This window comes from uncultured Nocardioides sp. (genome assembly GCF_947489365.1).
Lineage (GTDB): Bacteria > Actinomycetota > Actinomycetes > Propionibacteriales > Nocardioidaceae > Nocardioides.
Genome location: NZ_CANLDB010000005.1, coordinates 1 through 21,712, shown reverse-complemented (window position 1 = coordinate 21,712; position 21,712 = coordinate 1). Strand labels below are relative to the sequence as shown.

The following is a 21,712-nucleotide window of genomic DNA, read 5'->3' as shown; positions in this document are numbered from 1 at the left end:
CCGGGGTCAGCCGGGTGGCTGCCGACCCTGCCAGGTGACGACGCACGCGCGGTTGCCCTGGTGGTCGGCGAGCACCCGGCACCCGGGCGCGGTGTCATCGACGAGCGTCCCGCCGGCCTCGAGTGCGGCGGCGACCCGGTCGTCGGCCACCTCGTCGGGGAGCCAGACGTCGAGGTGCCAGCGCTGGCTCGGGACCTCGCCGTCCTCGGACTCCTGGAACCAGATCGACGGCCGGCGCGCGGCAGGGTCGCGGAGCTCGAGCTCCGTCGCCCCGCCCGTCACCTCGACCTCGGCGGTGTCGTAGCCGAGCAGGGTGGCCCAGAACGACGCCACCCCGTCGACGTCCGGGGTGTCGAGGGCGAGCTCCAGGACGACGGTGCGCTCCGGGCGGGGCGTCGCCCCGGCGTCGCGGGCGAGCTCGCTGATCCTGCGAGCCAGCGCCACGTCGTGGGACGTCACCCCGCCGACGTCATGGGTGGTGAGGCGGACGTCGAGCCGTCCGGACCTGACGTCGAGGTCGGGGTGGTGCTCCCTCGCGCCGGCGGCCCGCGCGACCTCGGCGACGAGCGCGACCGCGGCGCCCAGGTCACCGGTGTCGTAGCTGGCGTGGAGCCGGTCGAAGAGCAACCGCCAGTCGTCGAGACCCTCCGCGGCGACCTCGTGCGCGGCCAGTCGGCGCTGCGGGTCGGTCTGGTCGCTCACGCTCGTCACTTTTCCACCCGTGGTGCTCCTAGGCTCACCGGGTGACCTGGTTCGCCTCGCCCGACGACGCCGCCGTACGACTGGGAGAGGCGGGCTACCTCGCGGACGACGCGACCGCCACCTCCGCCTTCCTGTCCGGGGAGCTCGGCAAGCCGCTGCTCGTCGAGGGCCCGGCGGGGGTCGGGAAGACCGAGCTCGCGAAGGTCGTCGCCCGCGCGCACGGCGCGGAGCTGGTGCGGCTGCAGTGCTACGAGGGCCTCGACGAGGCGCGGGCGCTGTACGAGTGGAACTACAAGAAGCAGCTCCTCCGGATCCAGGCCGGCGCCGAGGACGAGGGGTGGGCGGCGACGCAGGACGACATCTTCAGCGAGGAGTTCCTGCTGACGCGGCCGCTGCTGACCGCGATCCGGCGTACGGGACCGACCGTGCTGCTGGTCGACGAGGTCGACAAGACCGACGTCGAGGTCGAGGGGCTGCTGCTGGAGGTGCTCTCGGACTTCGCGGTGACCGTGCCCGAGCTCGGGACGATCACGGCGACGCGGCGGCCGTACGTCGTCCTCACCTCCAACGCGAGCCGCGACCTGAGCGAGGCCGTCCGGCGTCGCTGTCTCTTCCTGCACCTCGACCACCCGACGCCGGAGCGTGAGCGGGAGATCGTGCTGTCGCACGTGCCGGACGCCGAGGAGGGTCTTGTACGCCGGGTCGTCGAGGTGGTCGGCCGGCTGCGCTCGCTCGAGCTGCGCAAGGCGCCGTCGATCGCGGAGACCGTGGACTGGGTGCGGACGCTGGTGGCGCTGCAGTCCGGCTCCCTCGGCGACGGGGCGGACGCAGCGATGGAGCGGACGCTCGGCGTGGTCGTGAAGCACGGCTCCGACCTCGAGGCGGCCGCGAAGGAGCTCGCGCGCGCATGATGCTCGACCGCCACCTCGGCTTCGTGGGCGCGCTGCGCGCCGCGGGGGTGCCGGTGGCGGTCAGCGAGGACCTCGACGCCCTCGCCGCCGTGCGCTCCCTGGACTGGGAGCGGCGGGCGTCCGTGCGCGAGGCGTACGCCGCGACGCTGCTCAAGCGCACCGCCCACCGCGCCGCCTTCGACGCACTGTTCGACCTGTGGTTCCCGCCGCGGGTGGGGACGTCGCGGACGGGGTCGGGGGCCGGTTCTGGTGCCGAGGCTGATGCCGATTCGGCAGAAACGGCAGAGAACGGCGGCGCCCCGGACTCCGGGGAGCAGCGGGAGGACCTGCGCCGGCGGCTCGCGGAGGCGCTCACGGACCCCACCACCACCGACGCCCAGGTCGAGGCGCTCGCGGTCGAGGCGGTGGGCCGGTTCGGGCGCCTGTCGGGGCGGCCGGCGGGGGCGAGCACGTGGTCGGCGTACACGACCCTGCGGCGCCTCGCGCCCGGCGACCTCGACGTGCCGGACGACGCGCTGGCCGACTTCGAGGCGCGGGTGCAGCGCGAGGCGCTGCGCCGGATCGCGGAGCAGAAGGGCGCCGAGCACGTCGGGCGGACCGCCGTACGCCCCGCCACCGACCGCGTCGCCTTCACCTCCGCGAGCGCCGCCGAGCTGACCGAGATGCGCCGCGCGGTCGCCCCGCTGGCCCGGCGGCTGGCGGCACGGCTCGCCCGCGACCACCGGACGGGACGCCGCGGGCCCCTCGACGTACGCCGGACCGTGCGCTCGTCCCTGGCCACCGGCGGCGTACCCCTGACGACGCACCACCGGCCGCGGCGCCCCCGTCGAACGGACCTCGTCGTGCTGTGCGACGTCAGCGGCTCGGTGGCGCACTTCGCACGGTTCACGCTGATGCTGGTGGTGGCGCTGCGGGAGCAGTTCAACGGCGTCCGCGCGTTCGCGTTCGTCGACGACGTGGTCGAGGTGACCGACCTGCTGCGCCCCGGCGCCGACGTCGCCGAGGTGCTCGCCGACCTGGTCGACGCCCGGGGGCGCGCCGTACGGCTGGGGCGGACGGACTACGGCCGCTCCCTGAACTCGTTCGTCGAGCGGCACGCCGACGCGGTCGGCCCCCGGACGACGGTGCTCGTGCTCGGCGACGCGCGGTCGAACTACTCCGACCCCGGACTCGTCCCGCTGCGGCGGATGGTCGAGCACGCCCGCCAGGCGTGGTGGCTCAACCCCGAGCCCCGCCGCCAGTGGGACACCGGCGACTCCGACGCCGGCCGCTACGCGGGCGTCGTCCCGATGGCCGAGTGCCGCGACCTCGACCAGCTCGCCCGCTTCGTGCGCGAGCACCTGTAGCGCGCGCTCCTCCACAGCCCGAGCCCCGCCACGGGAGGTAGTCCCCTGAGCATCGGTCGTACGACGGGGTGCGGCAGGACAGTTCCTCAGGGGACTACCCGCCGCACCCGCCCGACCTGTGGACGACGGTGGAGCGCGCGCTCGGCGGCCGGCGGAGGTGGGTACTCCGTGACGTTGTGCACCGTCGTACGGCCTGACGGGGGTGCACAACGTCACGGACTACCCGGGCCTCGCGGTCCGGCCGGGCTCCGTCCACAGCCTGGGCCCCACCTCGGGCGGTAGTCCCCTGAGCATCGGTCGTTCGACGGGGTGCGGGAGGACAGTTCCTCAGGGGACTACCCGCCCCGCCCTGTGGACGACGCACCGCACCCACGAGCCACGAGCCACGGGCCACGGGCGAAGGCGGCCGGGTCAGGCGACGGCGGTGACGGGTTCGGCAGTGCCCTCGATCGCGCCGCGGAGCTCCGCGAGGATCTCGCCGAGCCAGCGGGAGACGGTCGCCTGGGTGACCCCGAAGCGGGTGCCGATCTCGCGCTGCGACTTCTCCTCGAAGAAGCGGAGGTACAGCACGGTCGCGTCACGCTCGCCGAGGTGGCCGAGCACCCCGCCGAGGATCAGGCGGGCCTCGGCGGCGCCGAGGGCGTCCTCCGCGGCGAGGGTGTCGCCGAGCGTGACGGTCGACCCGGACTCCGGCGGCTGGTCGAGCGAGGCGGGGGTGAAGCACCCGAGCGCGCTGCCGGCCTCGGCGTAGTCGGCCCGCGACGTGCCGGTGGCCTCGCGGACCTCGTCGGGGGTGGCCTCGCGACCGGTGGAGATGCTGAGGTCGGACGACGCCCGCCGCAGCGCCAGCTGCAGCTCCTGCACGCGGCGGGGTGGGCGGACCATCCAGCCGTGGTCGCGGAAGAAGCGGAGCACCTCGCCGCGGATCGACGGCACGGCGTAGCTGAGGAGGTCGTGCTGACGGGCGGGGTCGAAGCGGCGTACCGCCTTGACGAGCCCCTCGGCGGCGGCCTGCTCGAGGTCCTCGAGGTCGATGCCGCGGTCGGAGTACCGCCGTGCGACGGCGAGCGCCACCCGGTGGTTCAGCCCGATGACCGCGTCGAGCATCTCGGCGCGGGCCTCGGGCTCGGCGGTGGCGCCTGCGCGCACGAGCAGCTCCTGCGAGAGCGCACGGCGCTCGTCGTGGGTGCAGCGCACCTGGCGGCGGGCGGTGGCGACGAGCTCGACCCAGGTGGTCCGGGGAAAGGCGTCGGTACGAGAGGGCGACGGAACGGGAGGGGCGACCATGGAGACCTCACTGGCGCGGGCGGTGCCTGGGTCTCACCGGCTGCTTCAGTGAGCTGAGGCTTACGACGTTAGGGCCCCCCTGAGGGGGTCCGTCAAACGACGTCGCCGATGTGGGGATCCATCTGCACGGACCACATACTTGGGCCATCGCCCGGAACCGGCGCGTCAGCGTCGGCCCCAGGGCACGACCCGGGTGATACTCCCTGGGTCGGTGGGGCCTGGGGGACACGAGCTGCCGAGCATCCATGCTTGCCAGTTGCCCGGAGGACCACCATGTTCGATCACGCTGACCTGCTCCTGGGCCTCTCCAGGGCCCTGGCCGAGAACCCCCGTGCCGATCGCTGGCCGGCGCTGTGTCGGGCCGCGGTGCGCGGGCTGCGCGTGGACGACGGGAGCATCGCGCTGTCGGTCGCCGGCGTCCCCGAGATGCTCTGCGCCTCCAGCCGGCGGGCCGCCGCGTACGGGCAGGCGCAGGAGATCTGCGGCGAGGGCCCCGTCCACGACGTCCTCGCGACGTCGGCGCCCGTGCTGGTGACCGGTGGCGACGGTGACCTCCGTCGCTGGCCCCGGCTCGGTGCCCTCTATGGCACGGTGGAGGCGGGCCCCGTCGTGGCGGTGCCGATGACGGCCCAGCCGACGGAGGTGGTGGGGGTGCTCACGATCCACCACGGCCTGCGCTCGAGCCTGGGGCGGCACCTGCACGGCGGCTCCGACGAGGCCAGGGCCGACGCCCTCGCCGACGTGCTGTTCGTGGCGGACACGCTCGGCGCCGTCGTCCTCGCCGACACCTTCCTGCCGGAGGACGAGCAGCTGCGGTGGATCGACCGGGACCGCGTCGCCCAGGCCGTCGGGATGGTCGTCGCACAGACCGGGGGGACCCCCGAGGACGCCCTCGCCCTCATCAGGGCACGCGCCTTCGCGGACGGCGTCACGGTCGCCGAGGTCAGCCGACGTGTGGTGAGCCGCGAGCTGGACCTGGGCCGCGGCGAGGGAGGACCGGACGGGAGCGGGCCGCGGTGACCGGACGACGTACGACCCCGCAGGTGCCGCGGGTGGGCCGTGTCCTCGCGGCGCTCTCCGGGGAGGCGCCGGACGTCACCGACGTCCTCGCCACGCTGGTCGTCGACTGCGCCGAGACCTGCGGCGCGCTCGCCGTCGCGGTCCTCGTGGGCGAGCGGGGACCGGGCCTGGAGCTGCTCGCCGCGTCGTCGCACACCGACCTCGAGATGGAGCTCTGGCAGGCCCAGCACGACAGCGGTCCGTGCGTCGACGCGATCGACGGCTCCCTCGCGGTGCACCGCACCGCCGTGGCCGAGGACGCCCGGGACGCGACGGTGGGGGCCCTGATGCGCGAGGCGGGCTTCCTGGCGGTCAGCGCCTACCCGGTCACCTGGCGCGGCGTCACCCTGGCGGGCCTCACCCTGTTCTGGCCGAGCGAGGTGACCGAGGAGCCGGCGCCGGCGGGCGAGCCGGGGTTCGTGTACGCCGACCTCGTCGCCCTCGCCCTGGCCCACCCGGCCCTCGACGACCCGGCCGCCGTCCGGACGCAGCTGCGCCGCGCCCTGGCCGACCGCACGGTCGTCGAGCAGGCCAAGGGCGTGCTGGCCTGGACCGAGGACCTCGACATGGGCGGGGCCTACGCCCGGCTGCTGGAGCTGACCGCGGCGTCCGCCGGGACGCTCACGGAGGTGGCCGCCGCGGTCGTCCGCCACCGCGGGGCACCGCCCGTCGGCTGACCGCGGGTCAGGCCAGGTAGCCCAGGTCGCGGAGCCGGTCCAGCTCGCCGCGGAGACCCTCGTGCTCCGAGGCGTCCGCCGCGCGGCCGCCGAGGGCCCACGCCGCAGGCCCGACCGCGCCGCCGCCGTCGAAGACGACGCTGGTGCGGTGGGACTCGCCGGCGTTGATCAGCGAGCCGAGGAGGGCGACCGGGTCGGCGCTGTCCTCCAGCGACAGCACCCGGACGTCTCCCCCGATCCGCGGGACCTGCGAGGCGGGCGACGAGACGGTCACGACCGCGTCGACGGTGAACCGCGCCGACGGCTGCCGGGCGGCGACCTCCGCCGCGGCCACACCACCGCGCCCCCCGCCGACGAGCATCACCCGCGCCGCCGCGTCCCCGGGCCCGGCGGGACCGGACGCCTCGACGGCGGCCTCCACGACGCGCACGGCCTCGGCGGCGTACGTCGCGTGGTCGCCGCCGACGAGCCGCAGGCGGCCGCCGTCGCCGCCGGTGCGGCCGGGCAAATAGACGAGGTAACGACCGGGGGAGGCCCGGTGGACCTCCACGCTCGCGTCCACCCCGGCCAGCGTCGTCATGAGCTGCTCGAGGCCCGTGGGGAGGCCGGTCGCGGCCACCCGGGCGGGTCCGCGCGGGGTCGAGGGGTCGGCACCCAGGAGGTCGCCGGCGACGTCGCGGACGGCGCTCGTCGCGTCCGCCCCGAACGCCGGCACGCCGACGGCGCGCAGCCCCGCCAGCGCGGTGCCCGCCGTGGCGGTCTCGCCGCCACTGGCCAGCCCGGGGGTGAGCAGCGTGCGCAGCTGGAGCCCGTCGAGCAGGCCACCGGCCGTACTGATGTGGTCCATCAGGTCGGGGTGGAGCTCGGCGAGCTCCCCGAGGTACGCCGCGATGCCCTCGCGGTCGTCGAGGTCGGTCTCGATGAGGCCGGCGGCGACGACGACGCCGCCGAGCTCGACCTCGGGGGCGAGGAACCCGATGGCGCGGCCGGCGATGGAGCCGATGGTGCGGGACGCGGTCTCGGCGAGCTCGTCGATCCACCGGTAGGTCAGCACGGTCGCGCGGACCACCAGGGCGTCGGCGTCGAGCTCGGTCGAGCCGGGCAGCAGGCCGCTCTTGCCGGTGGTGGCCCGGCGGACGGCCTCCTCCGCGGCCTCCCAGGTCCGCGGGGACAGCGCCGCGGACGCCGCCACGTCGTCGTCCCCGAGGATCCGGACGCCGAGGCGGGAGCGCTCCCGCAGCTCGCCCCCGACACGGTCGAAGAGCTCGGCGAGCTGGGTCATCCGGTCGTACCGGTCACCCGCGGCCTCGACCTGGGTCACGCCGCGCTCGGTGCCGGGGCCGGTGCCGGTGCCGGGGTCGCCCGACAGGCCGTGGCCGGGGGTGGTGGCGCTGGGGTCGCTGGTCATCGGCTCACCTCCGCGAGCACCGGGGCGAGCGAGGTCGCGAGGTCGGCCGGCTCCACCCGTCGTACCTCGACCCGGCCCTCCTGCCGCCCGTCGTGGTCGTCGACGTGCGGACGCAGGGCGTGCCAGCCGTCGGCGAGCAGGAGCCAGGAGGTGACCCCCACCGTGTCGGGAACGGGCGGCGCCTGGTCGGTGCCGTCGTCGGTGCCGTCGTCGGGGGAGGCCGGGAGGTCCGCGACGAGGGCACGCAGCCGGCCGCGGGACTCCTGCTGCAGGGCGCCGAGCAGGCCGGGCACCTGGGCGTCGGGGAGCGTCGTCCCGTCGGCGAGGACCCGTCCGGAGTGGTGGCCCGCGAGGACCGGGACGACGTCCGCCCGTCCCGCGCGGAGGGCCTCCCCGGAGGCGTCGAGCAGCTCGTACGGCAGGTCGAGGACGGCGGGCAGCGCCGAGGTCCGACGGGGCAGCTCGGCCGGCAGCGCCGCGACGCGGGCCAGCTCGCCGGGCCACTGCGCGGTGGCGAACCACGCGAGCTCGAAGACGAGGCCGTCGGCGGTGGCGAGGGTGGCGACCGCGGCCCGTCCCTGACGGTGCCAGGCGCGCAGCTGGGCGCCGCCGATGTTGAGGTCGAGGTCCACGGCGACCCGCGGCGTGGCCAGGAGACCGACGGCGCCGGCGAGACCCGGGTCGGGCTCGCCCCACTGGTCGAGCAGCCCGCGGCGGGTCAGTGAGTCGATCGGGTCGTGCAGGCCCGCCAGCGCGGCGGCGTACGCCGCGTCGTCGCCGGAGCCCCGGCTCGGGCCGAGCCGCGACTCGAGGCCGGAGGAGCGGCCGGCGTCCGGGGCGGGCGCGAGGAACGGCAGCGGAGCCCCGCCGGAGCGCTCGGCCACGAGCCGCAGCTCGGGCAGCGTCACGCTGAGGCGGCGGGGCAGACCGGCCAGCAGGTGGTCCGGCGGCGGGGGCGGGGTGGAGAGGTCGACGGTGGGCACGGGGTCCTCTCAGCGCGCGTCGGAGGAGTAGGTGAGCCAGTCGCGGTGGCCGGGCGGCGGGGTCTCGGGCTCCCGTGCCGTGACGGCGTCGCGCGGCTCGTCGTCGCGATCGCGGTGGCGCTGCTCGGCGGCGGTGATCGCCTCGGTGAGGTGCTCGACCTCGGTGAGGTGCTTCTCCAGCGCGTCAGCGGCCTCCTCGTGGAGGCGGGCCGCGTCCCGCAGGCGCGAGGCTCGGTCGCGGACCCGTTCCCGCATGGTCTCGGCGGCGCGTCCGGTCCAGGGGACGCTCTCGGCCTGGGCGACCAGCGACTGGGCGCGCGAGCGCACCTCGGTCGCCTGCTCCCGCAGGTCACCGACCCGCCGACGCATCACCGCGACATCGCCGTACATCGCCTGCCTCCTCCACCGGACTCCTGGACTGCTGCCCCACGGCGGTCGCCGCGAAACCTGCGGCGGACCCGAGGACCCCAGCCTCCCACGACCGCCTCACCGGGTGATCCGGAAGACGCGCCGCTCGGCGGACTCGGCGTCGAGGAACCCCCACTCGCGCATCCGGTCGACCTGGGTCCGCAGCGACGGGTCCATCGAGGCGTCGACGGCCGCGGCGGCGTCGCGGTAGTGCCCGAGGCGGTGCCGCTCCGCCGGGTCGGTGGCCCCGTCCCCGTCCCCGTCCCCGTCCCCGTGGGTGACCGGGGCGTCGAAGGTCACCGTCACCCGCTGCGGGGTGTCCGGGTTGGGTGCGCCGTCGAGCAGCGGGACGACGTCGCCGCGGTTCTCCAGCGACAGCACCGCGACGTCCTCGCCGAGGTGCGGCACCTGGGCGGTCGGCGACCCGGCCGTCACGACCTGCCGCACGTCGTACGACGACCCGGCGAGGTCGTCGGCGAGCGCCACCGCCTGCATCCCGCCCTGGGAGTGACCGGTGAGCAGCACGGGCTCGCCGGGGCGCACCCCGGCCTCGCGCATCGCCTCCACCACCCCCGCGCCGTACGTCGTCGGCTCGCCCGCCATCAGCCGCAGGTTGGTGGCGAGGTCGCGGACGTCGTCGTCCTGCCCCCACGGCGGCGTGCCCATGTCGTCGGTGCCCGGCAGGTGCACCACGTGCCGCCGCGACCCGTCGGCCCCGACGAGGGTGTCGACGGCGACCGTGCCGTGCCCGCCCGGCGCGTCGGACAGCCCGTGGACGACGGTGAGCCCGTCCAGCAGGTCGGCCACCCCGCGCGGCGGTGCGACCGGACCGTCCAGGTCGCCCCGGTGCGCCACCCGCGGGGGACCGTCGGGTCCGTAGGCGCCGGCCAGCACCCCGGTCGAGCCCAGCAGGTCGGGTGCCACGGGCAGCGCCAGGACGCCGGGCACGGGTGGGGCGCGCCCGGTGAGGACGTCGACCGACCCCGACACCGCGACCACCACCGGCTCGACGAGGCCGGGGTGGCGCGCCGCGGCCGTCACCAGCGGCGGCACGGCACCGAGCCGACCGCCGAGGTGGACCAGCGTCAGGCCGGCGGCGATCGGGGCGGCCACCGCGACCAGGCCCGGGGCCGCGGCCCGGCCGAGGCCGTGGGCCAGCATCCCGACCCCGCTGGCGACCGTGCCGTCGGCGCCGGCGAGGAGCGCGACCACCGACCGCACCGCCACCGCGTCGGCCTCGACGTGCGACGCGGCGGCGTACGCCCCGTCGGTGCCCCAGACCGCGCCCGTCAGTGCCGCCTCGGCCGTCGCGAAGCTGACAGGGGAGAGGGCCGCGGAGGCGAGCAGGTCGCCCTCCGTGGTGAGCGCGAGGACGGCCCGGCCCCGTGCGCGGACGCGGTCACCGAGCGCGTCGTGGGCGTCGGCGAGGTCCCGGAGGTCGGCGTACGTCGCCGCGAGGCCGCCCACCCCGCCCCGCACGACGAGGTCCGCCGGGTCCACGCTCACGCCGACCACGGCAGGTCCGGCAGGTCCGGCAGGTCCGGCAGGTCCGGCAGCGGGGGGAGCACGCCGCCCACCTCCTCGGCGTACGACGCCGCCCGGTCGCCGAGCGTGCGGAGCAGGACGAGCCGGCGGTCCACGGCGTCCGCGTGGGCGTCCAGGGCGTCCGCGGCCTCCCGCAGCGCGGCGGCGGTGGCGTCGAGCCGGTCCGCCCCGCGCGCGGCCGACGCGGACGCCGCCCTGGCGGCGGCCCCCTCCCACCCCGTCCGGGCCACCGATCCCCGGGTGGCGGCCGCGTCGGTGCTCGTCGCGTCGGCGTACGCCCGCACCCGGCGGGCGAGCGCCCGGATGCCGGCCGTGCCCGACCCCGTCCCGAGCCCGGTCCCATCCATCCCGTGTCCTCCTCCCGGACCCGCCGACCCGCCGGTCCCGGGAGCAGACTCCGCCCGCCGGCGGACCCCGCGGGCCGGTCGCCGAGGAGGCTGTGGACACGACGCGCACCCCGCCGCCTGGGGACGGAGTGCGGCTCGCCGGTAGTCTGCGAACCCGGCCACGGCGAGCAGCGAGGTGCGCGTGACCTTCGACGTCGAGCAGCTGGACGGCTTCCTGCTCGTGGGCGCCGCCGTCACCCTCCTGGCGATCCTCGCGGTCCGCCTCTCCAGCCGTGCCGGCCTGCCGAGCCTGCTGTTCTACCTGCTCATCGGCGTCGCGATCGGCGAGGCCGGCGCCGGCATCGGCTTCGACGACGCCGACCTCGCCCACGCGCTGGGGTTCGCCGCACTGGCGCTGATCCTGGCCGAGGGCGGCCTGACGACGAAGTGGAGCGAGGTGCGCCCGGCCATCGCGCTGGGCGCGACGCTGGCCACCGTCGGCATCGCCGTCTCCGTCCTCGTCGTGGCCGTCGGCGCCCACCTGCTGCTGGGTCTGCCCTGGCAGCTCGCGGTCCTGCTCGGCGCGGCGACGTCCGCGACGGACGCCGCCGCCGTGTTCTCGGTGCTGCGGGTGGTGCCGCTGCCGAGACGCCTGATGGGCACCCTGGAGGCCGAGTCGGGACTCAACGACGCCCCGACCGTCGTCCTCGTCACCCTCGTGGCGTCCGGCGCCGCGACCGAGCACGGCGTCCTGGCCATGCTCGGTGAGATCGTCTTCGAGCTCACCCTCGGCTCCCTCGTGGGCCTGGGCGTCGGCTTCGGGGGCGCCTGGCTGATGCGCCGGGCCGCGCTGCCGTCGTCCGGGCTCTACCCGATCGCCGTGCTCAGCCTGACCCTGCTCGCGTACGGCGCCGCGGCCGGCCTGCACGCCTCCGGGTTCGCCGCGGTCTACCTGGCGGCGCTCGTGCTGGGCAACGCCGACCTGCCGCACCGCAACGCCACCCGGTCCTTCGCGGAGGGCGTCGCCTGGCTGGCGCAGATCGGCCTGTTCGTGATGCTCGGGCTGCTGCTGTCCCCGGGGCGGATCACGCTCTCGACGGTGCTCACCGCGGTCGTTGCCGGGCTCGTACTGACCTTCGTCGCCCGGCCGGTGTCGGTCGCGGTCTCCGCCGTCGTGCAGCCGCTGCCGTGGCGAGAGCTGGCGTTCCTGTCGTGGGCCGGCCTGCGCGGCGCCGTCCCCGTCGTCCTCATGACGATCCCGCTGTCGCAGGGGGTGCCGGGCTCGGAGCAGCTGTTCGACATCGTCTTCGTGCTGGTCGTCGTCTACACGCTGATCACGGGTCCGACCCTGCCGGCGGTGGCGCGCTGGCTGGGGGTCGCGAGCGCCGGCCCGCGGGACCTCGAGGTGGAGGCGGCCCCGCTCGACCGGATGGCCGCGGACCTGCTCCAGCTGCGCGTCGGGGAGACCTCACGGCTGCACGGGGTCGAGGTGCGGGAGCTGCGCCTGCCGCCGGGGGCGTCGCTCTCCCTCGTCGTGCGCGGCGAGGAGATCCTGGTGCCGGACGGCCGGACGGTCCTGCGCCACGGCGACGACCTGCTGGTCGTCGTCCCGCGCGGGCACCGCGAGGCCACCGAGCGGCGGCTGCGCGACATCTCCACCAGCGGCCGGCTCGCGCGCTGGAACCCTCCCGCGGAGGGCACCGACCGGACCCCGTAGGAGGCGCCGTACGGCGGGTCAGCCGGCGTTGGCGGGTCCGCACACCTCGACGTCGCGCTGGACCTGCACGCTCTCGCGGCCCTCGGCCAGGTCGCCGAACCGGTCGCCGACGACGACGAACACCTCGGGGCTGTCCAGCTCACGCTCGACGACGAGGGTGTCCTCGCCGACCCAGGTCTTCACGAGCCGCACGGACGGGTTGGCGGGGTCGCCGGTCCAGATCTGGACGAAGTCGACGTCGGCGTCCTCGGGGGCGTTGCCCTCGACACCCTCGCCGAAGCCCGCCCCGACGAGCTCCTCCAGGGTGCCGGCCGCGGCGCCCGCGGTGGACCCGGCGTTGAGGACGCTGACGGTGACCTGGCCGGTCGACAGGGTGTCGCCGGGGCCGAACGCGCGTGGCGCGCAGACCTCGACCTCGGGCGTCGTCCCGCCGCCGCCGAACAGGCCGCCCTCCGGGAAGGGGTCGGTGAGCGCGGCCCACGCCCACGTGGCGCCGGCGAGGATGACCACCGCCATCACGGTGAGGGTGATCGCGGAGCGGATCTTGCGGCTCACCGGTCCGCCACCTCCAGCACGCGGGCGTGCAGCACGGGACGTTGGTGCAGCGCGGCCCGCATCGCCCGGTGCAGGCCGTCCTCGAGGTACAGCTCGTCGTGCCAGGCCACCACGTGGGCGAACAGGTCGCCGTAGAACGTCGAGTCCTCGGTGAGCAGGTCGGCCAGCCGCAGGGTGTCGCGCGTGGTGACCAGCTGGTCGAGCCGGACCTGGCGCGGGGGGATCTTCGCCCACTCCCGCGAGCCGAGGCCGTGCTCGGGGTAGGGACGCCCGTCGCCCACCCGCTTGAAGATCACGGGCGGATCATAGCGATCGCGCGGGCGCCCGCTCCGATCGCGGATCCCGGGGCCGCGACCGGAGCGGTGAGGTGCCTCAGGCGGACCAGCGCACCGCGTCGTCGACGTAGTCGGCCATCGCGTGGACGCCGCGGAGGTCGGAGCGGGACTCCATCAGGTCGCGCAGCTTGCGGGAGTGGCGGGTGACGAGCTGGGCTCGCTGGGCGCTGAGACGCTCGAGCTGGGTGTCGACCTTCGGGTCGGCCGCGACGGTGTCGGCGGTGTCGGCCTGACGGTGGGTGCTGGTCTGGCTCACGGTGGTGCTCCATCTCGGGTGGAGGGGAGGGACGTGCACCAGTTTTAACGATCCAGGTCGCCAGGAGGTTGACTCCGGGTTACAGGAATGTTGTGGCTCCCCGCCCGCCCGCACCGACCCCCGGCGTACGCCGGCGACCGCCGTCCGGGCCGTCTGCCGCGGTCTGACGGCGCTCCGGACCCCGCCCGCGCCCTGTGCAGTGGCGGTAACACCGCGTTACATGCTGGGCGGGCGGTGGGCGGCCGGGCGCCGGGTCAGATCCGCGACTCGCAGTACGCCAGCTGGACGGTCTCGGTGCCGCGGTCGCGGGTGATGAGCTTGCCGCGGCCGGGCGGGGCGGGCTGGGGGCGGTTGTTGCCGATGAGGTACCCCTCGTCCTTGGGGCCGGACAGCAGGATGCCGGGCATCGCCAGGTCGCGCAGCGACTGGATGATCGGCTCGTAGAGCGCCCGGGACGCACCGCCGGCCCGGCGGGCGACGACCACGTGCAGGCCGACGTCGCGGCCCTGGGCCATGAACGGCTGCAGCGCGGCCAGCGGCGAGCTGCTCTGCGTGGAGACCAGGTCGTAGTCGTCGACCACGACGAAGCACTCGGCGCCCGACCACCACGACCGGTTGCGCAGCTGCTCGGGGGTGACGTCGGGGCCGGGGATCCGGCGCTCCAGGTACGTCGCGAGGTCGGCCAGCACGGGACCGGCCTGCGCCGCGGAGGTGAGGTAGTTGAGCAGGTGCTCCTCCGGCGTCTCGCCGAGCAGCGAGCGGCGGTAGTCGACGACGATCAGCTGCGCCTGCTTGGCGTCGCGGGAGCGGACGACCTCGCGGATGTAGGAGCGCAGCAGCGTCGACTTGCCGGACTGGCTGTCGCCGAAGACGAGCAGGTGCTGCTCCTTCTCCAGGTCCAGCGCGACGGGGGCCAGCTCCTTCTCGTCGATGCCGAGCAGCACGCGCGGGTCGTCGTCCCCGGCCCCGGCGAGCTCGATGACGCGCTCGAGGTCGATGCGCTCCGGCAGCAGCCGCAGCTTCGGGCCGGTCTGGCCCGACCAGGCGGCCGAGGAGCGCTTGACGAGGTCCTCGATGCCGTCGGTGAGGGTGCTGGCGTCGGAGCTGCCGTCGACACGGGGCAGACCGCCGAGGAAGTGCAGCTTGCCCGGCACGAGACCGCGGCCGGGGCGGCCGCTCGGCACGAGGTCGGCGACCTTGCGGTCCACCTCGGAGTCGAGCGGGTCGCCGAGCCGGAGCTCGAGGCGGGTGCCGAACATGTCGCGCATCGCCGCGCGGAAGTCCGCCCAGCGGGTCGCGCCCACGACGAGGTGCAGGCCGAACGTCAGACCGCGGGGAGCCAGCTGCTGCAGCTCCATCTCGATGTCCTCGAAGTCGGCGCGCAGGGTGCTCCAGCCGTCGACGACGAGGAAGACGTCACCCCACCCGTCGTCCACCCGGCCGGCCGCGCGGCGGCTGCGGTAGGTCTCGATCGAGTCGATGCCCTGGGAGCGGAAGTACGCCTCGCGACGGTCCACGACGCCGGAGACCTCCGCGATGATGCGGCGGACGACGTCCGGCTCGGAGCGGGTCGCGACACCGGCGACGTGCGGCAGGTCGGTCAGCGACGCGAACGTGCCGCCGCCGAAGTCGAGGACGAACAGCTGCGACTCGAGCGGGGTCGTCGTCAGCGCGAGGCTCGCGGTGATGGTGCGCAGCAGCGTGCTCTTGCCGCTGCGCGGACCGCCGACGACGGCGACGTGGCCGGACGCGCCGCCCAAGTCGATGGTGAGGGTGTCGCGCCGCTGCTCGCGGGGCTTGTCGACGGTGCCGAGGGGGATCACGAGGCCGCCGCGGGAGCGCCAGGACGGCGAGACCAGGCCGAGCTGCGGGTCCTCGGTCAGGTCGCCCATGAGGGCGTCGAGGGTGTCGGGCTCGTCCAGCGGCGGCAGCCACACCTGGTGGGCGGGCAGGCCCTTGCCGAGCATCCGCTCCACGGCGATGTCGAGCAGGCTCTTCTGGTCGCCCTCGCCGACGGGCGCGACGACCGGCTCGGCCTCGGGCTCGTCGTCGCCCGGGTCGAGGGCGAGCACCTCGGAGACCGAGAAGGGCAGGATGCCGCGGACGTTGCCGCCCTCGTCGCGCTGGACCCGCCGGCGGCCGGGCGGCGGCCCGGAGACGTACGCCGCCTTGAACCGCAGCAGCTGGGACTGGTCGGGCTTGAGGTAGCCCAGGCCCGGGTCGGCGGGCAGCTCGTAGGCGTCGGGCACGCCGAGCACGGTGCGCGACTCGGCGGCGGAGAAGGTCCGCAGCCCCAGCCGGTACGACAGGTGCGACTCGAGGCCGCGCAGCCGACCCTCCTCCAGGCGCTGCGAGGCCAGGAGCAGGTGCAGGCCGAGGGAGCGGCCGAGGCGTCCGATGGCGACGAACAGCTCGATGAACTCGGGCTTGGCCGACAGCATCTCGGAGAACTCGTCGACGACGATGAACAGCGACGGCATCGGCGGCAGGTCCTCGCCGGAGGACCGGGCCTTGTCGTAGTCGCGGATCGAGGCGAAGTTGCCCGCCTCGCGCAGCATCTCCTGGCGTCGCACCATCTCGCCGGACAGCGCGTCCTGCATGCGGTCGACGAGGGTGAGCTCCTGCTGCAGGTTGGTGATCACCGCGGAGACGTGGGGCATGTCGGACATGCCGGCGAACGTCGCGCCGCCCTTGAAGTCGACGAGCACCATGTTCAGCTGCTCGGGGGAGTGGGTGAGGGCGAGGCCGAGCACGAGGGTGCGGAGGAACTCCGACTTGCCGGAGCCGGTGGCGCCGATGACCAGGCCGTGCGGGCCCATGCCCTGCTGGGCGGACTCCTTGATGTCCAGGCTGATCAGACCGCCGTCACCGCGTCCGATCGGCACGCGGAGCCGGTCGCGCGCCGGGCGGGGACGCCAGGCGCCGTCGGTCTCGAAGGTGCGGACGTCGCCCAGGCCGAGCATGTCCATGAAGTCGGTGGGTCCGGTGAGCTCGGCCGGCCCGGACGACTCGGAGCCGGCGGAGACCACGTGCAGCGGGGCCAGGCGCCGCGCGAACGCCTCGGCGGTCGCGAGGTCGCACTGGTCGGCGTACGCCGAGACGGGCTCCTCGCGGACCAGGACGGCACGCACCGGGGGCTTCCCGGCGGCGGGGCCGGTCCGCGGCGGCTCGGCGTCCAGCAGCTGGAGCCGCAGCCGGGTGGGCTCCTCGAGCTCGTCCCACCGGGACGGGACGTCGAGCAGCGTCACGCCGTGCAGCCCGTACGGCGGGACGATGTGGTTGCCGGGCGGCAGGTGACCGCCGTCGAGGACGAGCAGGATGTGCGGGGTCGCGCCGCGCTCGTCGGCGCCGAACCGGGGGCGCTCGCTGAGGTCGGGCGGCAGCATCGTGCCCAGCTCCTCCAACGAGGTCGTCACCATCCGCATCGGGCCGACGGCGTCGGTGCGCTCCGCGCTCTGGGCGTGGGGCAGCCACTTCACCCAGTCCCAGTGGGCCAGGTTGCGGTCCGAGGCGAGCACCGCGACGACGAGGTGGTCGGGGGAGTGGAACGCCGCGGCGGAGCAGATCATCGACCGCGCCAGCGACCGGGCGGTCTCCGCCTCGCCGCACAGCTCGATCCGGTCGAACCCGCGCAGGTCGACCGACGCAGGCAGGTGCGGCTGCTGGCGGTGGACGACGAGCAGCCGGTGCAGGGCCGACGCGGCGGCCGGGTCGACCTGGTCGACCGCGGTGGTCTCCGGCGGCACCAGCTCCAGGGCGAGCGGCTGGGTGTTGAGGCCGTAGCGGACCTCGAGGAACCGCTCGTCGTCCGGGCGGTGCTCCCACAGCCGCGTGCGGTCCTCGGCGAGCGAGGGCAGGACGGACGGCTCGGGGAGGTGCCAGTTCAGCGCCCGCCGCTGCTGGTCGGCGGCCTCCCGGGCGACCTTGCGGACGTTGGCGAGGTAGCGCAGGTACTCCGTGCGCGACCCCGTCAGCTGCTGGGCCTTCTGCTTGCGCTGACGGTCGATCTGGATGGCGATGAAGCCGAGGGTGGCGAACAGGAACATGCCGGCCGCGATCAGGCTGCGGTTGCGGGTCTCGCTGTCGCCGCCGGCCATGGTCGCGACGAGCACGATCGAGCCGAGGCTGCCGAGCATCGGGATGGCGTTCATCGCCACCCCGGCGGCGCCCTCGTGGTCCTGCAGCTCCGGTGGCGGCTGGACCTCGATCCGGCCGCTGGGCATCTCCGGCTGCTCGACCCGTTGGCCGGCACGCAGCGTGGTGCTCACCCGGGGACCCCCTCCACCGCACGGCTCCGGCGCGGTCGCCCGCCCCCGAACCTCCGTCTCGTCGTCCCATCCGTGCCACCGGGCCCGACGCTGCGGCCGATGATAGGTCCGAGTGCCCCCCCGCGTGGGGTGGTACGCGTCTAGGCTGCGACTCGTCGTCGGCGGGGGTCGACGGGTGGTCCAGCCGACGGACGCCAGGGGAGGGGGTCGCGTGAGCCAGCGGGCCCTGCCGCGCTCCGGCCCGGCCGTGCGCTCCGGCGACACGATGGCGCTGAGCATCCACGGCCCCACCGGTGTCCTCGACCTCGTCGTCCCCGACGGCGCGACCGGCGTCGACGTGGCCCGCGAGTACGCCCGCCTGGCCGGCCTCGAGGTCCTCCCGCACCTGTACTCCCCGCTCGGCGAGGCCCTGCCCGCCCAGCGACCCCTGTCGTCGGCGGGCGTCGAGGCCGGCGACGTCGTCGTCGCCACGACCGGTGCCCGCGAGGAGCGCCGTACGACGGCCCCGCAGGTCGGGCGCGGCGCCGAGCGGGTGCAGCCCGGCCGGCTCTCCGCCCTGTGGTTCACGCTCGCCGGGGCACTGGGGCTGCTCGCCGGCTGGTGGGCGGGCCAGACCGGCCCGGGCCCGGAGTCGAGCGTCGTGGCCGCCGTCCTCGCCGGCACGGCCCTGCTGGCCGCCGCGCCGGTCGGTCAGCTGGCCGGCCAGCGCGCCGTCACCGCCCCGGCCTTCGGGGCGGGCGCCGCACTCGTCGTGGCCTGGTCGCCGGGCGCCGAGCGCCTGCCCATGGTGCTCGGCACGGCCGCGCTCGGAGCGGCGGTCACGGCCGCCGTCGCCCGGTCCTGGCGTGACGAGCAGGACGAGGCCCTCCGCGTGTGGATGGTGGCCGGCGGTGCCGTGTTCGTGCTGGCCGGGACGGCCGCCGTCGTCGGCGTCCGGCCGGCCGTGGTGTGGTCGCTGCTCCTGCTGGCGGCGATGCTCGCGGCCCGGTTCGTGCCCTCGCTGGCCGTCGACGTCCCCGACCAGGTCCTGCTCGACCTCGACCGCCTGGCCGTGACCGCGTGGAGCGCGCGCGACACGCGCCGCGGCCGCCGCTCCAGCATGGTCGTCACCGCCGACGCCGTGTCCGGTCTCGTCGACCGCGGGTCGCGCCTCGTCACCGCGGCCGCCGCGGCGGTCGCCCTCGCCGCGGTCGTGGGCGCCCCGATGCTCCTCGCGACCGCGACGCTGGAGCTGGACCGGATCGGCGCCTGGGCCCAGGTCCTCCTCGCCGGCGGCGCCCTGCTGCTCGCCGCGCGCAGCTACCGCCACCGCGCCGCGCAGGGACTGCTCCGGGTCGCCGGCCTCGCCTGCTGGGTGGCGCTGGCCGCCGTGGGGCTGAGCCTCCTCGGCGACCGCGTGCTGCTGGTGGGGGGCGTCGTGATGGCCCTCGCCGGAGGCGGGTGCGTGGCGGCGGGGGTCGCGACCGGGCAGGGGTGGCGCTCGCTGTGGTGGTCCCGCCGGGCCGAGCAGGGGGAGGCCCTCAGCGGCGCCCTGGCCCTCGCCGCGGTGCTCGTCGCGACCGGTCTCTTCAGGTTCTTGTGGGAATTGACGTCCTGAGGTTTAGAGGTCCCACGGCCGGGCATACACCCTCCTGAGCGGGAGCCCACGGGGTCTCCCCGAAGAAGTCAGCCAACGACGAACCGGCTCACCACGCCGGTGAGGAGGAGCGACATGGCACAGGACATCAGGCTCGGTGAAGGCAGGCTCAAGAACGCCGCCGGCGTCGTCCGCGACGCGCAGAGCAAGTTCGACAAGGACGCCGGCAACCTGCAGCAGAAGATCGCCGGCATGGCGAGCGGCTGGCAGGGCGAGGGCGGCAACGCCTTCCAGGGCCTCGCCCAGGCCTGGCAGCAGCGCCACCAGCGCATCACCCGGGTCCTCGGGCAGCTCGCGGAGGCGCTCGACGAGACCGAGCGCGACAGCGTGGCCAACGACGCCGACATCGGGCAGGGCGTCGCCACCATCGCTCGCGGCCTCGAGGCCTGAGCGACCTCCAGCGACACCCGACCTGACACGAGAAGGGATCTGAGATGGACCTGAGGATTCAGCAGAGCGCCCTCGACGGCGCCGCGAACGACCTGGTGACCCAGGCGAAGACGATCAACAGCGACCTCGACGGCCTCGAGGCGCAGCTCAACCCGCTGCGCAGCGAGTGGGAGGGTTCCGCGAAGCAGGCCTACGACTCCGCGAAGGCCGAGTGGGACCAGCTGATGCGCGAGATGATCCAGGTGCTCGAGGGCGCCTCGAACACCGTGCGCGACTCCTCCGCCGCCTACCGCGCCGCGGACCTCCGCGGCGAGGACCGCTTCCGCGGCTGAGCGACGCGCAGTCGCCCGACGGAGGGGCCGGACGCCGCGGGCGACCCGGTCCCTCCGTCGGCCACGTCCACACCTCGTGGACGTGACACCCGCAGCACGTCCAGCACCACACAGGCAGAGCATCGAGGGGTGAGCAGCCAGTGACCAACCAGAACCAGGGCGGTGGCGGTGGCCAGGTCAACCTGACCGTCGAGAAGGTCCACCAGATCGCCGACCGGCTCCGCACGGAGTCGGACAACGTCGCCGGGTCCGACTTCGCGGCCCTGCCGCTCGGGGCCGTGCACTTCGGCGCCTCGACCGCCGGCGCCGACCTCGGCGGCCACTACGAGGGCGCCTTCGCCGACGCCGTCAACCAGAACGACGAGTGCGTGACCATGCTCGGCGACTACGCGGTGAACCTCCGGGGATCCGTGCAGGACCAGCTGGACTCGGACACGCTGAACGCCGTCGCACTGCGCCAGATCGGCAACTTCGACCCGGGGAAGGACTGAGGTCATGCCGCACGAAGCAGAGGTGGAGAAGCTCCGGTCCAACCTGGCCGGCGCCGACCCGGACGTCATCGACCCCGCCGCGACCACGTGGGGCAAGAACGCCCAGGACCTGGAGCAGGTCGCCGCCCAGCTCGACGAGGGCCGCACCGGCCTGGACGGCGAGCTCGGTGACGTGACCCGGGCCGCGGCCCAGACCTCCTTCGCGAACGCCGGGTCGCGGGCCCGGGAGCGCGCCCAGGCGATGCGGGAGGGCGAGACCGCCCTCCTCAACGCCGCCCAGGCGCTGCGGACCGCCAGGTCGACGCTGCGGAGCCTCGACCAGCAGGGCGCGCCGAGCGAGCCCTCGAAGCCGGCGAACTTCTCGACGATGCGGGAGGGCGACCAGCTGCGGGCCGAGCAGACCTTCGGCCGGCAGCTCGGGTCCTACAACCAGCAGCTCGCCGAGCGCGAGGAGCGGGCGAGGCTCGCGAACCAGCAGCTCGACCGCGACCTGCGGGAGAGCGCCGCGACGATGCGGAAGATGAACCCCGGCGCGGCCCACCAGGAAGGCACCGGCGGCACGTCGTGGGGAGCCAGCGGCTCCTCCGCGGGCAGCAACGGCTCGGACCCCTCCTCGATCGGTGGCCGCGGGTCCTCCTCCGGCGGGGGCCGGCCGACGTACGGGTCCGGCACCTCGACGAGCGAGCCCGTCCCCGGCCAGCCCGACGCCGTCGGGACGACCCCGACGCCCGCGAGCCCGGGCGAGGCCGTCGTGGCCACGCCCGTCGCCACCGACCCCGGCGGCGGCCTCGCCGGCCCGGGCCAGGCGGCGCCGATCGGTGGGGGCAGCGCCCCCGCCGCGACGGCTCCGGCCTCACCCGGTGCGTCCGGCGCCTCCGCGGGCGCCGCGGCGGCAGCCGTCGCCCCGGCGGCCGCGGGCGCGGCCGCCATGGCCAGGTCCGGAGCGGCCTCGGCCGCGAAGGCCGCCGGGGCGGGCGCTCGGCCCATCGGAGCCGGCAGCAGCGCGGCCAAGGCGGGCCCGCTCGGTCGTGCCGCGGGCGGAGCCGCGGGAGCGGCCGGTCGTGCGGGCGCGGGCGGGGC

The 21,712-nt window shown here is 75.6% G+C and carries 20 protein-coding genes and 1 pseudogene; 10 read left to right on the top strand and 11 right to left on the bottom strand.

Annotated elements, in window-relative coordinates:
• Positions 1 to 6: 6 nt before the first annotated feature.
• A complete protein-coding gene (locus Q0858_RS14560; RefSeq protein ID WP_299055800.1) occupies positions 7 to 702 on the bottom strand; it encodes a 4a-hydroxytetrahydrobiopterin dehydratase in 696 nt (231 codons plus the stop codon).
• Positions 703 to 743: 41 nt separating this feature from the next.
• Here Q0858_RS14560 and Q0858_RS14555 point away from each other — a divergent pair, with 41 nt between their 5' ends.
• The gene (locus Q0858_RS14555; protein ID WP_299055798.1) at positions 744 to 1,613 is read left to right on the top strand and encodes a MoxR family ATPase; all 870 of its coding nucleotides are present in this window, start codon (positions 744 to 746) and stop codon (positions 1,611 to 1,613) included.
• Entirely contained in the window at positions 1,610 to 2,959 is a 1,350-nt protein-coding gene (locus Q0858_RS14550) for a VWA domain-containing protein (RefSeq protein WP_299055797.1), read from the top strand. Before Q0858_RS14555 ends, Q0858_RS14550 begins: the two co-directional genes overlap by 4 nt.
• Before the next feature lie 411 nt (positions 2,960 to 3,370).
• Here Q0858_RS14550 and Q0858_RS14545 read toward each other — a convergent pair whose 3' ends face one another.
• Entirely contained in the window at positions 3,371 to 4,246 is an 876-nt protein-coding gene (locus tag Q0858_RS14545) for a sigma-70 family RNA polymerase sigma factor (RefSeq protein WP_299055794.1), read from the bottom strand.
• Positions 4,247 to 4,519: 273 nt separating this feature from the next.
• Between Q0858_RS14545 and Q0858_RS14540 the strand changes: the two genes are divergently transcribed.
• Positions 4,520 to 5,266, top strand: a complete 747-nt coding sequence (locus Q0858_RS14540; protein ID WP_299055791.1) for an ANTAR domain-containing protein — start codon at positions 4,520 to 4,522, stop codon at positions 5,264 to 5,266.
• Positions 5,263 to 5,982 (top strand): ANTAR domain-containing protein, encoded by a 720-nt coding sequence (locus tag Q0858_RS14535; protein WP_299055788.1) that lies wholly within the window; start codon positions 5,263 to 5,265, stop codon positions 5,980 to 5,982. Before Q0858_RS14540 ends, Q0858_RS14535 begins: the two co-directional genes overlap by 4 nt.
• 7 nt (positions 5,983 to 5,989) lie before the next feature.
• On the opposite strand, the gene Q0858_RS14530 is transcribed toward Q0858_RS14535, so the two are convergent.
• From Q0858_RS14530 to Q0858_RS14510, 5 genes are all read right to left on the bottom strand, one after another.
• Complete coding sequence (locus Q0858_RS14530; RefSeq protein WP_299055786.1) at positions 5,990 to 7,390, bottom strand: hypothetical protein; 1,401 nt, start codon at positions 7,388 to 7,390, stop codon at positions 5,990 to 5,992.
• Positions 7,387 to 8,373, bottom strand: a complete 987-nt coding sequence (locus Q0858_RS14525) for a hypothetical protein (RefSeq protein ID WP_299055783.1) — start codon at positions 8,371 to 8,373, stop codon at positions 7,387 to 7,389. Before Q0858_RS14525 ends, Q0858_RS14530 begins: the two co-directional genes overlap by 4 nt.
• A gap of 9 nt (positions 8,374 to 8,382) precedes the next feature.
• Positions 8,383 to 8,763 carry a putative T7SS-secreted protein gene (locus tag Q0858_RS14520; protein WP_299055780.1) on the bottom strand — a complete coding sequence of 127 codons (381 nt, stop codon included), beginning with the start codon at positions 8,761 to 8,763 and terminating at the stop codon, positions 8,383 to 8,385.
• Positions 8,764 to 8,859: 96 nt separating this feature from the next.
• Complete coding sequence (locus tag Q0858_RS14515) at positions 8,860 to 10,287, bottom strand: hypothetical protein (protein WP_299055778.1); 1,428 nt, start codon at positions 10,285 to 10,287, stop codon at positions 8,860 to 8,862.
• Positions 10,284 to 10,673: a hypothetical protein gene (locus tag Q0858_RS14510; protein WP_299055775.1), complete on the bottom strand. Its 390-nt coding sequence runs from the start codon at positions 10,671 to 10,673 to the stop codon at positions 10,284 to 10,286. Before Q0858_RS14510 ends, Q0858_RS14515 begins: the two co-directional genes overlap by 4 nt.
• A gap of 181 nt (positions 10,674 to 10,854) precedes the next feature.
• Between Q0858_RS14510 and Q0858_RS14505 the strand changes: the two genes are divergently transcribed.
• Positions 10,855 to 12,369: a potassium/proton antiporter gene (locus Q0858_RS14505; RefSeq protein ID WP_299055773.1), complete on the top strand. Its 1,515-nt coding sequence runs from the start codon at positions 10,855 to 10,857 to the stop codon at positions 12,367 to 12,369.
• Positions 12,370 to 12,387: 18 nt separating this feature from the next.
• Here the strand turns inward: Q0858_RS14505 and Q0858_RS14500 are convergent, their stop codons facing one another.
• The 4 genes from Q0858_RS14500 to eccCa form a co-directional block, all read right to left on the bottom strand.
• Positions 12,388 to 12,924 carry a LytR C-terminal domain-containing protein gene (locus tag Q0858_RS14500; protein ID WP_299055771.1) on the bottom strand — a complete coding sequence of 179 codons (537 nt, stop codon included), beginning with the start codon at positions 12,922 to 12,924 and terminating at the stop codon, positions 12,388 to 12,390.
• Positions 12,921 to 13,220 carry a type II toxin-antitoxin system VapB family antitoxin gene (locus tag Q0858_RS14495; RefSeq protein ID WP_299055768.1) on the bottom strand — a complete coding sequence of 100 codons (300 nt, stop codon included), beginning with the start codon at positions 13,218 to 13,220 and terminating at the stop codon, positions 12,921 to 12,923. Before Q0858_RS14495 ends, Q0858_RS14500 begins: the two co-directional genes overlap by 4 nt.
• 76 nt (positions 13,221 to 13,296) lie before the next feature.
• Complete coding sequence (locus tag Q0858_RS14490; RefSeq protein ID WP_299055766.1) at positions 13,297 to 13,515, bottom strand: hypothetical protein; 219 nt, start codon at positions 13,513 to 13,515, stop codon at positions 13,297 to 13,299.
• 254 nt (positions 13,516 to 13,769) lie between these two features.
• A complete protein-coding gene (gene eccCa, locus Q0858_RS14485) occupies positions 13,770 to 17,783 on the bottom strand; it encodes a type VII secretion protein EccCa (protein ID WP_299055763.1) in 4,014 nt (1,337 codons plus the stop codon).
• A 211-nt stretch (positions 17,784 to 17,994) separates the two neighbouring features.
• On the opposite strand from eccCa, the gene Q0858_RS14480 reads away from it, so the two are divergent.
• From Q0858_RS14480 to Q0858_RS14460, 5 genes and pseudogenes are all read left to right on the top strand, one after another.
• Entirely contained in the window at positions 17,995 to 19,380 is a 1,386-nt protein-coding gene (locus Q0858_RS14480; protein WP_299055760.1) for a hypothetical protein, read from the top strand.
• 114 nt (positions 19,381 to 19,494) lie between these two features.
• On the top strand, positions 19,495 to 19,809 hold the full coding sequence (locus Q0858_RS14475) for a WXG100 family type VII secretion target (RefSeq protein WP_299055757.1): 315 nt from the start codon (positions 19,495 to 19,497) through the stop codon (positions 19,807 to 19,809).
• A gap of 44 nt (positions 19,810 to 19,853) precedes the next feature.
• Positions 19,854 to 20,141, top strand: a complete 288-nt coding sequence (locus Q0858_RS14470; RefSeq protein WP_299055754.1) for a WXG100 family type VII secretion target — start codon at positions 19,854 to 19,856, stop codon at positions 20,139 to 20,141.
• Between the two features lie 140 nt (positions 20,142 to 20,281).
• Complete coding sequence (locus Q0858_RS14465) at positions 20,282 to 20,632, top strand: hypothetical protein (protein WP_299055752.1); 351 nt, start codon at positions 20,282 to 20,284, stop codon at positions 20,630 to 20,632.
• A gap of 4 nt (positions 20,633 to 20,636) precedes the next feature.
• Positions 20,637 to 21,712 (top strand): annotated as a pseudogene (locus Q0858_RS14460) (hypothetical protein); the annotation flags it as partial.

Coding starts and splice junctions, on each gene's coding strand:
- Q0858_RS14550 (WP_299055797.1), top strand. CDS start 1,610: ATGATGCTCGACCGCCACCTCGGCTTCGTGGGCGCGCTGCGCGCCGCG.
- Q0858_RS14545 (WP_299055794.1), bottom strand. CDS start 4,246: ATGGTCGCCCCTCCCGTTCCGTCGCCCTCTCGTACCGACGCCTTTCCC.
- Q0858_RS14540 (WP_299055791.1), top strand. CDS start 4,520: ATGTTCGATCACGCTGACCTGCTCCTGGGCCTCTCCAGGGCCCTGGCC.
- Q0858_RS14530 (WP_299055786.1), bottom strand. CDS start 7,390: ATGACCAGCGACCCCAGCGCCACCACCCCCGGCCACGGCCTGTCGGGC.
- Q0858_RS14520 (WP_299055780.1), bottom strand. CDS start 8,763: ATGTACGGCGATGTCGCGGTGATGCGTCGGCGGGTCGGTGACCTGCGG.
- Q0858_RS14510 (WP_299055775.1), bottom strand. CDS start 10,673: ATGGATGGGACCGGGCTCGGGACGGGGTCGGGCACGGCCGGCATCCGG.
- Q0858_RS14475 (WP_299055757.1), top strand. CDS start 19,495: ATGGCACAGGACATCAGGCTCGGTGAAGGCAGGCTCAAGAACGCCGCC.
- Q0858_RS14470 (WP_299055754.1), top strand. CDS start 19,854: ATGGACCTGAGGATTCAGCAGAGCGCCCTCGACGGCGCCGCGAACGAC.